General features: G+C 62.0%; 16 protein-coding genes. 12 read left to right on the top strand and 4 right to left on the bottom strand.

Translation table 11 applies throughout. The annotated features are described in order from the left end of the window. Positions 1-8 precede the first annotated feature (8 nt). From BV071_RS24015 to BV071_RS23995, 5 genes are all read left to right on the top strand, one after another. Positions 9-1,181, top strand: a complete 1,173-nt coding sequence (locus BV071_RS24015; protein ID WP_052573823.1) for a molybdopterin molybdotransferase MoeA — start codon at positions 9-11, stop codon at positions 1,179-1,181. A gap of 23 nt (positions 1,182-1,204) precedes the next feature. Beyond that, on the top strand, positions 1,205-1,618 hold the full coding sequence (locus tag BV071_RS24010; RefSeq protein ID WP_035612539.1) for a hypothetical protein: 414 nt from the start codon (positions 1,205-1,207) through the stop codon (positions 1,616-1,618). 11 nt (positions 1,619-1,629) lie between these two features. After that, the gene (gene moaC / locus BV071_RS24005; RefSeq protein WP_035612538.1) at positions 1,630-2,082 is read left to right on the top strand and encodes a cyclic pyranopterin monophosphate synthase MoaC; all 453 of its coding nucleotides are present in this window, start codon (positions 1,630-1,632) and stop codon (positions 2,080-2,082) included. Positions 2,083-2,089: 7 nt separating this feature from the next. Then, positions 2,090-2,563, top strand: coding sequence for a molybdopterin adenylyltransferase (mog, locus tag BV071_RS24000; RefSeq protein WP_035612536.1), 474 nt, complete (start codon positions 2,090-2,092; stop codon positions 2,561-2,563). An 81-nt stretch (positions 2,564-2,644) separates the two neighbouring features. Continuing rightward, the gene (locus tag BV071_RS23995; RefSeq protein WP_052573822.1) at positions 2,645-3,055 is read left to right on the top strand and encodes a low affinity iron permease family protein; all 411 of its coding nucleotides are present in this window, start codon (positions 2,645-2,647) and stop codon (positions 3,053-3,055) included. A gap of 189 nt (positions 3,056-3,244) precedes the next feature. Here the strand turns inward: BV071_RS23995 and BV071_RS23990 are convergent, their stop codons facing one another. After that, positions 3,245-5,635 carry a hypothetical protein gene (locus tag BV071_RS23990; RefSeq protein WP_035612534.1) on the bottom strand — a complete coding sequence of 797 codons (2,391 nt, stop codon included), beginning with the start codon at positions 5,633-5,635 and terminating at the stop codon, positions 3,245-3,247. Between the two features lie 124 nt (positions 5,636-5,759). Here BV071_RS23990 and BV071_RS23985 point away from each other — a divergent pair, with 124 nt between their 5' ends. Beyond that, positions 5,760-6,347: a GNAT family N-acetyltransferase gene (locus tag BV071_RS23985; RefSeq protein WP_265594806.1), complete on the top strand. Its 588-nt coding sequence runs from the start codon at positions 5,760-5,762 to the stop codon at positions 6,345-6,347. 152 nt (positions 6,348-6,499) lie between these two features. Here BV071_RS23985 and BV071_RS23980 read toward each other — a convergent pair whose 3' ends face one another. Continuing rightward, positions 6,500-9,067, bottom strand: a complete 2,568-nt coding sequence (locus tag BV071_RS23980) for a choice-of-anchor Q domain-containing protein (RefSeq protein ID WP_035612531.1) — start codon at positions 9,065-9,067, stop codon at positions 6,500-6,502. Positions 9,068-9,364: 297 nt separating this feature from the next. Here BV071_RS23980 and BV071_RS23975 point away from each other — a divergent pair, with 297 nt between their 5' ends. The 3 genes from BV071_RS23975 (at position 9,365) to BV071_RS23965 (ending at position 11,551) form a co-directional block, all read left to right on the top strand. Continuing rightward, positions 9,365-9,985: a hypothetical protein gene (locus BV071_RS23975; protein ID WP_035612528.1), complete on the top strand. Its 621-nt coding sequence runs from the start codon at positions 9,365-9,367 to the stop codon at positions 9,983-9,985. Between the two features lie 8 nt (positions 9,986-9,993). Next, on the top strand, positions 9,994-10,323 hold the full coding sequence (locus tag BV071_RS23970) for a hypothetical protein (RefSeq protein ID WP_035612526.1): 330 nt from the start codon (positions 9,994-9,996) through the stop codon (positions 10,321-10,323). Positions 10,324-10,609: 286 nt separating this feature from the next. Continuing rightward, the gene (locus BV071_RS23965) at positions 10,610-11,551 is read left to right on the top strand and encodes a DUF6268 family outer membrane beta-barrel protein (protein ID WP_265594805.1); all 942 of its coding nucleotides are present in this window, start codon (positions 10,610-10,612) and stop codon (positions 11,549-11,551) included. A 35-nt stretch (positions 11,552-11,586) separates the two neighbouring features. Here the strand turns inward: BV071_RS23965 and BV071_RS23960 are convergent, their stop codons facing one another. Together BV071_RS23960 and BV071_RS23955 are read right to left on the bottom strand one after the other, a co-directional pair. After that, a complete protein-coding gene (locus BV071_RS23960) occupies positions 11,587-12,147 on the bottom strand; it encodes an SET domain-containing protein-lysine N-methyltransferase (protein ID WP_265594804.1) in 561 nt (186 codons plus the stop codon). Positions 12,148-12,170: 23 nt separating this feature from the next. Further along, a complete protein-coding gene (locus BV071_RS23955) occupies positions 12,171-12,827 on the bottom strand; it encodes a hypothetical protein (RefSeq protein WP_035612522.1) in 657 nt (218 codons plus the stop codon). A gap of 177 nt (positions 12,828-13,004) precedes the next feature. Between BV071_RS23955 and BV071_RS23950 the strand changes: the two genes are divergently transcribed. The 3 genes from BV071_RS23950 to BV071_RS35680 all read left to right on the top strand — a co-directional run. Continuing rightward, entirely contained in the window at positions 13,005-13,598 is a 594-nt protein-coding gene (locus tag BV071_RS23950) for a sigma-70 family RNA polymerase sigma factor (RefSeq protein WP_035612520.1), read from the top strand. 63 nt (positions 13,599-13,661) lie between these two features. Continuing rightward, positions 13,662-14,054: a hypothetical protein gene (locus tag BV071_RS35685; protein ID WP_265594803.1), complete on the top strand. Its 393-nt coding sequence runs from the start codon at positions 13,662-13,664 to the stop codon at positions 14,052-14,054. Between the two features lie 17 nt (positions 14,055-14,071). Continuing rightward, positions 14,072-14,307 (top strand): hypothetical protein (locus BV071_RS35680; protein WP_265594802.1); only part of this gene is annotated, 236 nt, incomplete at its 3' end.

Below are 14,307 nucleotides of genomic sequence, written 5' to 3'. Positions count from 1 at the left end.
CTGGTGGCATGATTTCACTGGAGGAAGCGCGGTCACGGATAGCGGCGGCAGTGCATCCGCTGAATGCAGTGGCGGTGCCACTGGCTGAGGCGCGGGGGCGGGTGCTGGCGGAAGAGGTCTTGGCAGATGCCTGTTATCCTTCCGGCGACCGGGCGATGATGGATGGCTATGTGATTGGCGGGGAGGCGGTACCCGGGGAATTTCCGGTGGTCGGAGAGATTCAGGCAGGGGCGGTGCCGGGACGGGCGCTGTCTGTGGGGGAGGCGATGCGGATTTTCACGGGGGCGCTGGTGCCGGAGGGTGGCGGGCGGGTGATCCCGCAGGAACTAGTGCAGAGGGATGGGGAGCGGGTGCGGATTGCGGAGTTTCCGGAGAACCGCTTCATCCGGCCAAAGGGTTCGGAAGCGGAGGTGGGAGCCGTAATCCTGCCGGCCGGGACGCGGCTGGGAGCCACGGAGCTGGCGATGCTGGCGCAGGTGGGGGCGGTGGAACCGCGGGTGACGCGGCTGCCGGTGATCCACCATGTGGCGACAGGCGAGGAGCTGGTGGCGCCCGCGGAGCAGCCGAAGGAAGGCATGATCCGCGACACCAATTCAACGCTGCTGGCCGCACTGGTGGCTGACCATGGCGGGGCAGTCCTGCACTCCACCCGCTGCGGGGACGATCCGGCCGCCATGGCGGCGATGTGCGAGGAACCTTGCGATCTGCTCCTGATCTCAGGCGGGGCGAGCGTGGGCGACTATGACTTCGGGGCGCGGGTGCTACGGGAACTGGGTTTCACGATCCACTTCGACAAGGTGAACTTGCGGCCGGGCAAGCCGCTGACCTTCGCGACCAAGGAGCGGCAGGTGGCCTTCGTGATCCCGGGGAATCCGGTGTCGCACTTCGTCTGCTTCCACGTAGCGATCCGGCTGGTGCTGGAGCTGCTGGCCGGTGGTCCCGTGGCGTGGGATTGGGTGGACTTGCCCCTGGCAGCGGGAGAGGCGCTGAAGCCGGATCCGCGGGAGACCTATTGGCCGACGCGGGTGGAAGCGGAGGCGGGCAGGCTTGTGGCAAAGCCGCAGCGATGGTCGACCTCCGGGGATACGTTTTCGCTGCAGCGGACGAACGCGCTGGTGCTTGTCAATCCGGGCTCCCCTGTGGAGGGTGTGGCGAAGACGCTGCTGCTGGTGAGCGGTTGATCACAATGGCGCAGCGAATCGTGATGAAGGATTTCGACTACAAGAAGGCGGACTCGGGTAAGATCGAGCAGATCGGCTCCAGCTTCTGCCTTGAGCACGGCGACGGCGAGAACGGGGTGATTCCCGATGCTGAGTACGACCTCTTATTCGATCATCTAGCAGCGGTCCTCGGTCGCCATGGATCATTTACGGAAGGTCACGGTGCCGATGCTGACTTCAGCGGCTATCGATATGTCGACCAGATTCCTTGGATCACGATCGTGCCAAAAGCCCGGGTTGCACCCTTTACGGCTCTCGCAGCGGCCCTTGAGGCAATTCAGACGGCACACCGCCCATTTTCCGTGAGTTTCGACTACTATCCCGAATCGCTTTTGGTACTCCCCCCGAAGCAAGTTTTCTCAACCTTCTCCCGCGAGGCCTTGGAAGCACAGGTCTAACCCTCAGAAGCATGTCCTCTCCCGAGTTTTCGCATTTGGATGCCGATGGTACGGCGCGCATGGTGGATGTCGGCGCGAAGCCGGTGCAACGGCGGCGCGCTGTGGCAGAGGGATTCGTGCAGTGCGCGCCGACGACGGTTCAGGCGCTGCGCGACAAGGCACTGCCGAAGGGCGATGTGCTGACGGTGGCGCGGATCGCGGCGATTCAGGCGGCGAAGCGGACGGATGAGTTGATCCCGCTGTGCCACGGGCTGCCGCTCGACAGCGTGGATGTGGATTTCGAAGTGCTGGACGATGGCGTGGCGATCCGCGCGGTCTCGAGCACCTCTGCGAAGACTGGAGTGGAGATGGAAGCTCTGACCGCGGTGTCGGTCGCGGGGCTGACGATCTACGACATGTGCAAGGCGGTGGACAAAGGCATGGTCATCGGTGGCATCCGCGTGACGGAAAAGATCAAGGAGTGAAGCGACGATGAAAGTGGCGCGGCTGACCCTGAGCGACCGGGCGAGCAAGGGGATCTACGAGGATCGCAGTGGACCGGAGATCGAGCGGATCCTGGGCGAAGCTCAGGCGGGCGAAATCGAATGGCTGCGGATCGTGATGCCAGACGAGCGCGAGGAGATCGAGGTACTCTTGAAGCAACTGGCGGATGAGGATCGCTGCGATCTGGTGGTGACCACCGGCGGCACTGGTCCCTCGCCGCGCGATGTGACGCCGGAGGCAACGCGGGCCGTGCTAGAGCGCGAGCTGCCGGGTTTCGGCGAGGTGATGCGGATGCAGAGTTTTGCCAAGGTGCCTACGGCGATCCTGTCGCGATCCACGGCGGGGACGCGGGGCCAGACCCTGATCGTGAATTTGCCGGGGAATCCGAAGGCGATCGGGGAGTGTTTACCACTGCTGCTCCCAGCAATTGCGGAATGCCTGAAACATTTGAGGGGAGAGTAAGTTTGCCAGGTTTCAGACTTCAGATTTCGGGAAAGGCGTCCTGAAAGTGGCAGACGGCGGGAATGGCGTTAGATTCCCGGGATGAGGACTGACAGCTCGTCATGGTTCGGGAAGTTTGCGAAGAAGACGGCGCACTATGCCGGGCGACCGGCCACCTTCCTGACGGCGATTGCGCTAATCGTCATCTGGGCCGCTTCAGGCCCGCTGTTTGGCTTCAGCGATACCTGGCAATTGATGGTCAATACCAGCACCACGATCGTGACCTTCCTGATGGTCTTCCTGATCCAGAACTCGCAGAACCGCGATTCGGAAGCCCTGCAAATCAAGCTGGATGAACTGATCAAGGTGCAGAAGAGCGCAAACAATTCGCTACTGAACCTTGAAGACCTCTCGGAGGAGGAAATCGAGAAAGTCCGCGAGGAATTCATCAAGCTCGCGGAGGCGGAGCAGGAAAAAACGACGGACGCCCCGGACGGCAAGACCGAAGGCTGAGAGCCCCCGGACCCGCAGGTCCAGGGGCTCCTCCCGCAGGGCATACGGGAAACCACCGGATTTGGTCGCGCGACCCCTCTGGGTGAGAGTCGCGTGACTCGCTCATGACATAAGGAAGATGTCACGAGATGGCCAAAGGTTGTATGGTAGTTGGCAGGTGGATTTACGTAACACGCCTGAGTAGGTCCCTCACCGGTAGGTGAGCTGAGCACCCACTGTGGCGTCGTGATCGCAGGTGAAGCGGATCCAGTAGGCTTGGAAGGCGGCGGGAAACTCACAGGTCGCCCTGTCCTTGACCTCAAAGGAGCGATAGGGAACCCACTGGCCGGTGCCGGTGAGGTCCACCTCCGCGGTAAGGGTCGCGGGCCGGTCGGAGGAAAGCTCGAGCGACTTATGGTCGAAGCCGGTCATGAGATAGGGATCGGAAGCTTGGCCTGCCTTGACCGCGGTGTTGTTCCACGGGCCGCCTTTGCCGCGCGGCTTGCCGATCTGCCAAAGGTCATCGATGGCGCCAGCCCAGAGGGCCGCCTTGCCATCATCGGAACGGATGATGTGCGGATTGCCACTCCCCTGCCCCGCCGCGACACCGGTCATGATGAAGAGCCCGCGGAAGGAGCAGAAATCGTGGACGAGGCGATCACTGGTCGCGATGGCGCGGGCCTTTGCGAAGCCGCCGGCATTTTCGGCAGGCAGCTCGTAGAAGGTGCCACCGGCATGGAAGAGATCGCGCTCGGTCGCCACCTCGCGGCAGACACGCAGATCGCCCAGCGGGCTCGTGGCATTCGCCGGACCCAGCGGCAGACGCCAGCGCTTGCCCTTGTCGTCGGTATAGATGAGCGAGGCCTCATCGCGGGTGAGGACCGCCTTGGGGATGGCCGTATTTTCACGCAGGTCTCCGGCGAGGGCGGGGTCGGCTGATTTGGCCAGCTTGAGATCAGCGGTGAGTTCGTAGGCGCTGGTGGCGTCGCTGGCATTCGTAGGAAGGAGACCGAGCCTGCGTTTGTTACCGCCCAAGGACCGGACCAAGCCACCGTCGACGGCGGAATCACTGGCCGATGCCAGGCCCTTGAAGATTTCGTCCGCAGAGTCGCTGCGGGTATCCGCGTTGGAATATTGGAAGAGAGCGGTGGTGCCCTCGAGGGGAAGGCTCGACACCAAACGGACCCAAGCCCCTTTCAGATCGGAGAGATCCGTCCACTGGTAAAGCCCTTCGAGCTGGATCTCCCGGGCCTTCTTCCAAGTTCCATCGCCCGCTTCGTCAACCTCAACCGAGATGGTGGCAGGGCTGGCCGCGGAAGCCCGGGACAGGTGCAGGCTCTTGCGCTCATAGCCGGAGAGAAGATAGGCGTCCGATGGCTTGCCAGCTTCCACGGCATCCTTGCTCCAGACCGCGCCGCGACCAATGGCGGGGCCGAGTTGATCGAGCTGCGCGGGAGTGGTGAACCACAGATTGGATTGCGACTGCGGAGCGGCGATCTCGCCCTTGGCCTTGCGCTTGTTCAGGAACTCCGACTTCGCGGTGTCGTCGCAGCCGAAGACCAAGCGATCGTTCCAGCGGCAGAAGTCACCGACGACCTTGAGGTAATTCGAGCGCGGCGTGATGCCCGCGGAATGAGCCGGCGTGAAGTCCTTCGGGAAATTCCAGAAGGTGCCGTGCATGGTCATGAGATAGTCCTTCTCCCCGACGTCGCGGATGCGCGGCCACTCGGTATTCCAGCCGTGCGCGCCATCGTAGGAATGAGAACCCTTCGGCAAGCGCCAGAAATGCCACTGGCCGCCGTGCAGGCAGGCGAGGATAAGAGAGCGATAATCCCAGCCGATCGACCAGACCGGGTCGCTGTCCGGCGCGGGATTGCCCTCGATGCCACCGGGGCCGGTGACCTCGGTGAACTGATTGCGGCGGACGACGGTCCAGGCCTTGGCCTTGCCATCCCACTCGGCGAGAACCCCGGAGGGGATTTCGGGATTGGTGGTGGCTTCGGCGGCGTGGTCGCCGTTATTGGCGTAGATCAGGCGGCCTTGGCCGGAGTAGAAGCCCTTGCCGTGATAACCGGGTAGATCCGCCTTGCGCCCGCCCTTGAGCTGCTCATCGCGCCAGAGTTCGGTGACGGTGAGGGTCTTCACGTCCACCTCGTAGATCCCCTCCTCCATCGTGGCGTAGTAGATCTTGCCAGCGGGATCCCTGAGGTGGCGGGCATTGCCAGTCGGCCGCCCGAACATCGCGGAGTACGGGATGGAGCGTAATTGGCCATCGCCACCGATCGCATAGGGGCCGATGAAGAGCTGCTTGCTCTCCTTGTGGATCATGCGGTTCGCCGGCGTGCCGCCGATGCTTTCCTCGCGCACGATCTGCTGGAGATCAGGGGTGATCTCGTAGAGCTTGTCGGTGGAGCCCTTCGGAGCATGGGGGGCATAGCTCACTACCCAGAGCCGCCCGGCCCAGGGAACCACGGCACCGGTGCCGCACTCGCCCTCCTCATTGAAGGTGGCGAGGCTGGGATAGATGCCGGAGAGCTGGACGGGCTCCGCGAGCAAAGCGGTCGCGGTGGCAAGCAGGACGATGGCGGTGCGGCAATTCATCAGGAAGCGGAGACGGGTGATTCATCTTACCATGTCCTGGAGGGAGGGAAGTAACACGGATTTCTATGCCCCCTGTTGGTTGAGCGCGCTTGCCGAGCGGACGGGATTATCGCCAGTCTCGTGCATGGGCATCGAGATCCGCCGGGTCACGGGAGCAGGCGTGCTGGACTATCTGGAGGATGCGGCACGGCTGCGGATCTCCGTGTTCCGCGAGTTCCCCTACCTCTACGAGGGCAGCATCCAATCCGAGCGCGAATATCTTGGCCACTACGGCGAATGCCCGCGCAGTGTCTTCGTGCTGGCCTTTGGCGACGGGAAGATCGTGGGCGTCTCCACGGGTCTGCCGCTGGCGGAGGCGGATGAATCCTTCCAAGCACCCTTCATCGCCGCCGATCTCGCGCCGGGCGAATGGTTCTATTGCGGCGAGTCGGTGTTAGACCGCGCATGGCGCGGCAAGGGCATCGGCCACCGCTTCTTCGACGGACGCGAAGAACACGCGCGGGAGCTTGGCTTACAAAAGACCTGCTTCTGCTCGGTGATCCGGTCGAAGGATCATCCGCTATGTCCGGTGGACTACCGGCCGAACGACGTCTTCTGGACCAAGCGCGGGTATGTGAAGCAGCCGCATTTGTGCGCCCGGTTTTCATGGAAGCAGGTGGACTCCGGTGAAGCGGAGGTGCGGAATGAGTTGGTGTTCTGGACGCACGAGTGATCGCTAGGGCGTCATCCTGCGTAGGGCGGTCCACACGGCATGATCACACCACAAGAAGACGAGGGACGGCGCATGCCGTGAACGTCGCTATCCCGAAGGATAGCGCGCCGCCCCCCGCCTGACCTTGCTGGAAAAGGGTTCTGCCTTGGAAACTAGTCCGGCTGCGACACGCGCAGGTAGGCCTTGGGCATGTCGGTGACATCCACGGTGACGGAGACCACGCTGCTGAGGCTGGCCTCCGCAGAAGGCAGGGAGGAAGAACGCACGACGACCGCGGGCTTCCACTCCTTGAGATCGGGGGAAATTTCCACGACTTCTTGCGGCCCCGCGTAGAGCGCGCTGCGGCGATAAGTGATCGTCAGGTAGCAACGACCATCCTCCACACTGGGAATGAGCTGCGGCAAGGCCTTGAGGGCTTCGGCATCGAGCGGCTGCAAGGGATCGAGGCCGAAGAGATGCTTCAGGGTATTCGGCACGCGGGAGTCATTGGCATCGCCCCCGGGCGCGGCGACCGCGCTTGCAAGCTGCTCATCCGTGAAGGCCTGACGCTGCCATTCTGCAAAGGTCATCCTGCCAAGCTCGAAAGCGCCGATATCCGCGTGGTCGCCGCCCTGTGCCGGTGGGAGCGCGGGGAGATCGAAGGGCCGCTTGAAGCCGCGTTGATCCACGGTGAGGCCGGAAGAAGCCCCCTTGTCGAGCACTGGGCTACCGAACTGCGGCGCCATGGTGAAGGTGCGACCACCGTTGTCCTTGAGTGGCCCGAGCTTGGGATCCAACACGTCAGTCTGGTCGCCATTCACGCCATTGACGAAGGTCTTGTTGCCGAAGCGCACGAGGTTGAAGCCGCCCGAGACGACATTGCTGTCTACGTCGGTCTTGTAGTTGCGGGTGATGATGCAATTGCGGGCAGTCAGGGCCGGGGTCGCCCCCAAGCCGCCGATGCCACTCGGGTAGTTGTCCACGATGGTGCAGGCCGTCAGGCTCATGGTGCCGTCAGTGGTGATGGTCCCCGGACCATTGACCGCGGTGTTGCCCTGGAAGGTGCTGTTCTCGATGCTCGCCTCACCGAAGCCATGGGACACGGCGGCAGCCGTGGTGCCGGCGCGGTTGGCGAAAAAGGTGCAGCCTTTGATGACCACCTTACCATCCTTGCAGAAGACCCCGCCGCCCTCGTAGTCGGCGCGGCAGTTGGTCACGTGGCAATCGGTCAGGGCCAACTGCCCACTGCTGAAGACGTAAATGCCACCACCGAGGCCGTCGTAGCCATTCGCGATCGTAAGTCCGGAGATCGTTCCCGAGGCACTTCTCTCACCGATCGAGAACACGCTGAACTTGGATTCACTCCCGCGGCGCACGGTTAAGAACTTTGCGCCCGGTCCTTCGATGCTCATCCGGTAGTTGATCCGCGGCAGTTCCGAAGCCAGAGAGATCACCCGTGGCGGCTTGCCTGGTCCGAAGACCGCCGGATCAAAGCGGACGGTCGTGCCGGTGGACGAGGACCAGTTCGCGGCGCGCATGGCCTCGCGCAGCGTGCAGTGGAATTCGCTGGCCACGCCATCGTCGGTGTCCTCGGTACGGTTGACCACCAGGATCGGCCCGTACTGGGGAGCACCCTGAACCTCGATGGCCCCAATGTCGCTGCGGTCTCCGCCCGCGGCAGCCTCATGCCCCGGGACAAGCACTGGCCGTGGCTTGCCATGCTGGTCGGTCGTGAGGGTGACGTTGTCCAGGGTTCTGAGGCCGCGATCGATGACATCCACGCTATCGAGCTGCGGCGGATGCACCGGATTACTACCGCCATAGTAGCCCAGCGGCTGGAGCTTGGGATTCGTCACACCGGTCTTGTCGCCCGGCTGGGTGAAGCCTGAGCCCGTCCCTCGAAACGTGCCAATCAGGTTGTAGCCCAGCGAGGTGACATAGCCGTAGGATCCGAGGGCAGAGTAATCGTAGCCGTTCGTATTTCCGGAAATGATGCTATTGCCGATGCTGACCTTGGCCCCGGCATTGTAGATGGCGTCCCGATCGTTGAGAGTCATCGTGGAGCTGAGAATCGTTGCCCAACTGTTACTCTCGCAGGACAGGGCTCCACCGGCACGGGCGGCGGTGTTTCCCGAGAAAGTGCAGTTGGTGATATCCACCATCCCACCGGTCGCAAGATGCAAGCCGCCGCCATAAATAGCGGCGGAACCGCCAGTGAAGGAGCTTTCGGAGACCTCAAGCTTCCCTCCCGCCAGGTAAACCCCGCCGCCCCAGGCACGCGTGCTCTTGTTTTCCTGGAGGGTGCAGCGGCGGATGGTCACGGTGCCACCTCCTGTCAGCCACATCGCGCCGCCTGAGCCGTCGGCTTTGTTGGCGATGAAGAGGCAATCCTCGACAAGCAGCGGACTGGTGGATTTGCGGTGGATAGCGCCACCGGCGTCCGGATTGTCGCCGTCCGTCAGGGTCATACCGCGCAGCGTCACGGAACCGGTGGCATACACCTCGAAGATTCCGCAACGGGGAGCGCCCTCGCCACGCCGGACCTTCAGGCTGCTGATCCCCGGACCATTGACCGTTACCGGCCGACTGAGAACCAGAGGACTCTGCAATCCAAGCGAGCCAGTGGCGGTAATCTTGATCGTGTCACCGTCCGCGGCGGTCGCGATCGCTTCGCGCAGGGACCCTGTTCCCGAATCTGCCAAGGAGGAGACTTCGATCGTCGCCGCTCCGGCCGCAGCCAAGCCTGCGAATGATGAGAGTAGTGCGAGGGACCATCGGGGTCCCCGCGTCAGGAGAAGCGCACAGGGGTTTTTCATACAATGAATATACAATGTGCATCTTGAAGCCTGGCACTTGGAAAGCACTTTTGTGTGAAAAATTGGAGTTCCTTGGGATTCGGACAGAAAAGGGCAGATTCGCCAGAATAGTTCACGAGAACACCCTTTCAAGGATTCGTTAAGAGTTATTGATGATTTTTCTGGAAGGCCCTTTTACGTAGGAGTAAAAGCTCTTTGCTGTTCCGCATCCCGCCACTGGCAATGCCACCCGCTCCTGAGCACACGCACCACATCAAGATCCGCAGTACCCAGCTTGAAATGAATCCCAACCCGGCGGCAGGTGCTCGCCAGGGTGAGGACGTCGAAGGCAAACTGCGCGCCGCCGAGGAACAACTCCAGCAACTGGAGCAGCAGCGCGAACAGCTGGAACGGCAGAAGCGTGAGGTCGAAGGCCTCAACGTCCGCAAGCGCGAGTTCATCTCCGCGCAAGCCGAACTCACCGACAAGATGTCGGCCACCGTCACGCGGATCGACCGCGAGGTGATCGACATGAAGCAAGAGATCGAGGAACTCGAGCAATGCCGTGCGTGCCTCGCCGCACACTTGGGCAAGCTCGAGAAGATCAATCCGGATGCCTGGACCCGCGAGAACATGGCCGCCGGCATCGAGCGCGCAATGTCCGTCGCCGAGCATGCCGACGACGAATTCTCGCAGGCCGCGGACTACTTCTCGCGGACACGCAGCGCGAACATCTTCAATGGGGCCAAAGCTCGCCGGATCCTGTCCGGTGACTTCGGCCGGCAATTCCGCAATGGGCTCGCATTCAATCTGCCGGTGCTGGTGCTCGGCGGTATCGCCCTCATCGTTTACCTCGTGAAATGACACTCAACATGCGCCTTTCCCGTAGCCTCGCCGACGACCCAGCCATGGAAGAGCTGCGCGCCCTCGAAGAACGGGAGCGCGTGCTGCGTGAACAGATCGCGAATGCCAGTGCCGCCCCGCGCAAGATCCTGCGCGAGGCCGAAGAGATGGCGGCCACCCTGCCGCCGCCTGATGATCTGGCCGACCGCCGCCGTCTCCGCGAATTCGAGGAGAAGGCCAGCCGCACGCAGATCCGCAACGAGCGACGCACCCAGGGCAAGAGCCTGCTGCTGCTGGTGCTCTTGCTGTCTGCGACGGCGCTGTTGGTTTCCTGGGTGGTGAAATTGTTCGTGGCTTGAGATTCTCCGGCCGCGGCGTTGGAAGCCGTGTTGCCGGTTGATTGCCCGATGGCCTAGCCGGCGTGAGACGATCCGCCGCCCTTAACTCCGGGCATGACCTTTTTCTAACAGGGTGGATCGTTCGACTCCCCTTTGAATGCAGGCGGGGGAAGACTCCTTGCGCATGCATGATGCAATCCCTGCCAAGCGATAACCAAAATTTCGCGGAGGGTTCGGCACGCGAGATCCGCATAAAGATTTCCCTTCTAGCCATGACAGGCAGATTGGGCTAATGGACGCGGATTGCATGAACCGAAAGACCCTTCTCTTCTCCGCCGCCCTACTCGCCACCGCGGGCCAAGTATTCGCCGGGAGCAGCGCTCCGATCACCACGGCAACTTCGACTGCCACAACCGAAGAACATAATCCCCTGCTGATGTTCGATGCCTTCCGCGTGAGCGGCTACGGCGCTTTCAACATGGAGTTCGACAAGAGCCTAGGCGAACTGGATGTCTGGCAAGTCGAACTACACACTTTCCTGAGTAAGCCGATCAACTTCGGCCCGGACCTGACCTTCCTTCCGACCTTCCGCTATGAAGGGACCTTCCTGCGCTATGATGGCACGCTCCCCGGCTTCCCGCTGAAGGATGAGGACCTCCATTCGATCGAACTGCCGCTCTATCTGATTCACACCACTCCCAGCTCGCCGTGGATCTGCGGCGCCTACCTGCGGCCGGCATTGGCCACCGACTTCGACCACATCGACAGCGATGACATCTTTGTGGATGCGGCGATTGGCGCGGGCTACAAGTTCAGCGATTCCTTTTACCTCGGTGCCGGCCTCGCGATCGAAGATGCCTTCGGCAATGAGGAGCTGATCCCGGGCCTTGCCTTCCTGTGGTCACCGACACCCGACCTGACCTTCCAATTGTTGGGCCCGGTCTTCGACGCGGTGTGGAATGCCACGCCGGACTGGCGCGTGGGCGTGGATATCCGTGCGGCGGGCGGGGCATGGAATATCGACGACAACAACATATCGCGGACGATCGATTTCAGCTCCTACCGGGCTGGCGTGCACGTCCACCGGCGCTTGGTCGACACCTGGTGGTTGGAAGGCGGGGCGGGTATCACCTTCGCCAACGAGATGAACCTCAAGACCCCGAACGGCCTTGGCTTGAACGAAGCAGTGCTGGGAGATCTGGACGAAGGGATCTACGGCTACCTCGCGGTCCGCAAGGAAGTGTGGTAAGCCCAAGGGGCCCTGAACTCAAAATGGCGGAGAGGTCACTTGCCGGCCTTCTCCGCCAGCTTCTGCTTGAGCTGGGGCCACTGCTCGCGGCTGACGATGTAGCCGACGCAGCCGGGCTTGCCGCAGAGGCAGGGATGGTCCTCGTAGCAATCCACGTCGAAGGCGTAGTCGAAGGTCAACTCATCGCCCGTCTTGATGTCGTTCAGGGCGTGGATGAAGATCTTCTTGCCATCGATCCATGCCTCGCAGTTCGGATCGCAGGAGTGATTGATCAGGCGGGCCGTGTTCCAAGGCACGTTGCCGTCGATGTCGAGCTTGCTGGTGAGGGTGAAGATGTAAACCGCAGCGTCGCCGGTCTCTTGCGAGTGGGCATGCTGGGCCCAGGCGCGGCGCTCGCTCTCCTCCTTGTCGATCAACTCGCCGGTGTACTCAATGATCTTGGTGCCAGCCTTGATGTTCTGGGTGGCATAGACGCCGCTGCCATGGATCTTCGAGCCACGCACCTCACACAGGTCACTCTGGCCACGCTGCCATAGCTGCTTGAGCTTCTTGTACAGAGTCGCCTCCTCCTGGAGCTTGTTCGGTTTTTTGCCCATGGTTGTTTTCCCCGCCGCGCCGCTCATTTGTCCTTCTTCTCCTCGCCCCTGATCTCCGGTAAAACCATGGTCTCCGGCAAGCTAAAGAAAAGCCGGCGCAAATCCGAGACGCGCAGCCCGGAACCATCGATGAAGGACCAGGCGCTCTTGTCCTTGTCGGAAATCGCCACTTGGAAGCTGTGGCTCAGGACCACTTGGAGCTTGGGGTTTTCATTCGGGACCGGCTTCCCGGTGACCATGATCTCCGTGACGGTCGGGATCACGACCAGCCACTTCTTGTAGATCATCGTTTCGAGCGCCTTGCCCTTCGCATCCAGCACCGGCTTGCCCTTGTCATCGAGCAAGGCCTGCTTGCCGGAATCGACTTCGTAGACGACGGGCTCTCCCTCCGTGCGGAAGGAGCGGAGCGAAATCCCCTGCTGGGCCATCTTCTTGGGCACCTCCGCGAGCTGCGCCTGGAGCTTTTCCATGCTGCCTACGCTTTTCGCGAGGCTCTCCTTGTAAGGCGGATACATGCGGTCGATCGCCACCTGATGGTGGCCGAGCACCACCTCCTTGCCCATCTCATTCACGGCCGCCGCCGCCGCCTGTTTGACGGCTGCGGGGGCATCCTCCACCTGGGCTTGCGCGGTCACAGCGGTAAGGCCGATCACCAGCGCGGAAAGAATCGCTCGCTTCACGGCGCATGGATGCCCCCGCCGCCCGGTGACGTCAAGCACGCTGGAGGCATGAGGAGGAACGTCGCCCCGGATCCCCCCGCCGGAGAGGTGATCCACCTCCTAACACCTTGCTTTACACTTGCTCACAACCATGTAGCCTCGGGCCCGTTCACCCCTACCCCCCGACCACCCCCGACGATGCCGGATGATCCCCTCCAGCCGGATCCGGACGAAGACCTCGTGGCGCGTGCCCGCACCGGCGACACGCGCGCGTTCGACGCCCTGATCTTGAAATACGGCGAGAAGCTGTATGGCCTTGTTTACAATATGACCTCCCACAAGGAGGACACCTACGACCTGCTCCAGGAGATCTTCGCCAAGGCCTATCACTCGCTGCCGAAGTTCCGCGGTCATTCCAGTTTCTACACCTGGATCTATCAGATCGCGGTGAACATGACGCTGAACTTCCTGAAGAAGCGCAAGCGCCGCAGCGGCGGGATGAGCCTGAATGAGATGGATTCCGCGGTGCAGATGGACCCGGCGCTGGTGGATTCCAGCCACATGGCGAATCCCGAGAAGCAGAGCAAACTTCATGAGCTTCAGAAAAGATTGAACGAAGCCATGTTGAGCCTGTCAGAAGCGCATAGAACGGTGGTGACCATGTTCGACGTCCAAGGGATCCCGCATGCGGAAATCGCAAAGGTCCTGAAGATCTCGGAAGGCACTGTCCGTTCACGCCTGCATTACGCCCACCTGCAATTGCAGTCGAAGCTGCAGGACTACTGGGAGTGAGGAATTTGAAAAAATTCCTTGCAAAGAACGCGGAAATTTTAGATTTATTAACCATCAATTGCCGTGAAGCCGACTGTTGAAGAAATTGGAACCCTGCTTGCCCTCAAGCGCCATGAGCGTCCTGAGGAAGGGTTCCTCGATGACTTCCTCCGGGATTTCCATCAGCGTCGGCGTGAAGAGGAGGCCCTGAAATCGGGCCCGGCAGGCTGGTGGCACCGTTTGTCCTCGTGGGCATCCGGTCTCGGAGCTTCCAAGTGGGCTTATGGTGCTGGTCTGGCTTACGCCGCCGCAATGGCCCTCTTCCTCCTCTCACCGAGGCACGAGCAGGTTCAACCGATCGCGCCGACACCGGCGAAGTATCAGGTGGAACCGGCGGAGGCTGTCCCAGTGGAACAGTTGGACGCGCTTGACTGGCGTCCCAATTCCACGGGCACCACGGGCGAGCAGGAGTTCTGAAGGATTTTTTCTTCCGAATGAGTTGCTCGTTTTGGCGGTGCCCTGCGGCACTAGTCGCGATCTGGTGCATTTCTGCTTCGGCGGCGGAAGCTCAGGCGGCTTGTGGTGCCAGCTTCCCGGGAACCGCTGGCGAGGTCTCGTCGGTGGCCTTCGGCGTGGGGGATGGGCGTCATTACGTGGCCGTGGCCCTGCCGGAAGCCCAAGCTGAGGGCGGAAAACTCCGGGCCCAAGGCCGGGTGCTGCCGAGCGAGCT

Source organism: Haloferula sp. BvORR071 (genome assembly GCF_000739615.1).
Taxonomy (GTDB): Bacteria; Verrucomicrobiota; Verrucomicrobiia; order Verrucomicrobiales; family Akkermansiaceae; genus Haloferula.
The sequence above is the reverse complement of the archived record's forward strand: the minus strand, read 5'-3'. Positions and strand labels throughout refer to the sequence as shown.

Excerpts from the sequence above, each read along its gene's own strand:
- BV071_RS23990 (WP_035612534.1), bottom strand. The coding sequence starts at position 5,635 with ATGAATTGCCGCACCGCCATCGTCCTGCTTGCCACCGCGACCGCTTTG.
- moaC (WP_035612538.1), top strand. The coding sequence starts at position 1,630 with ATGTCCTCTCCCGAGTTTTCGCATTTGGATGCCGATGGTACGGCGCGC.
- BV071_RS23975 (WP_035612528.1), top strand. The coding sequence starts at position 9,365 with ATGCCACCCGCTCCTGAGCACACGCACCACATCAAGATCCGCAGTACC.
- BV071_RS24010 (WP_035612539.1), top strand. The coding sequence starts at position 1,205 with ATGAAGGATTTCGACTACAAGAAGGCGGACTCGGGTAAGATCGAGCAG.
- BV071_RS23965 (WP_265594805.1), top strand. The coding sequence starts at position 10,610 with ATGAACCGAAAGACCCTTCTCTTCTCCGCCGCCCTACTCGCCACCGCG.
- BV071_RS23950 (WP_035612520.1), top strand. The coding sequence starts at position 13,005 with ATGCCGGATGATCCCCTCCAGCCGGATCCGGACGAAGACCTCGTGGCG.
- BV071_RS23970 (WP_035612526.1), top strand. The coding sequence starts at position 9,994 with ATGCGCCTTTCCCGTAGCCTCGCCGACGACCCAGCCATGGAAGAGCTG.
- BV071_RS23995 (WP_052573822.1), top strand. The coding sequence starts at position 2,645 with ATGAGGACTGACAGCTCGTCATGGTTCGGGAAGTTTGCGAAGAAGACG.
- BV071_RS23985 (WP_265594806.1), top strand. The coding sequence starts at position 5,760 with ATGGGCATCGAGATCCGCCGGGTCACGGGAGCAGGCGTGCTGGACTAT.
- BV071_RS23960 (WP_265594804.1), bottom strand. The coding sequence starts at position 12,147 with ATGGGCAAAAAACCGAACAAGCTCCAGGAGGAGGCGACTCTGTACAAG.
- mog (WP_035612536.1), top strand. The coding sequence starts at position 2,090 with ATGAAAGTGGCGCGGCTGACCCTGAGCGACCGGGCGAGCAAGGGGATC.
- BV071_RS24015 (WP_052573823.1), top strand. The coding sequence starts at position 9 with ATGATTTCACTGGAGGAAGCGCGGTCACGGATAGCGGCGGCAGTGCAT.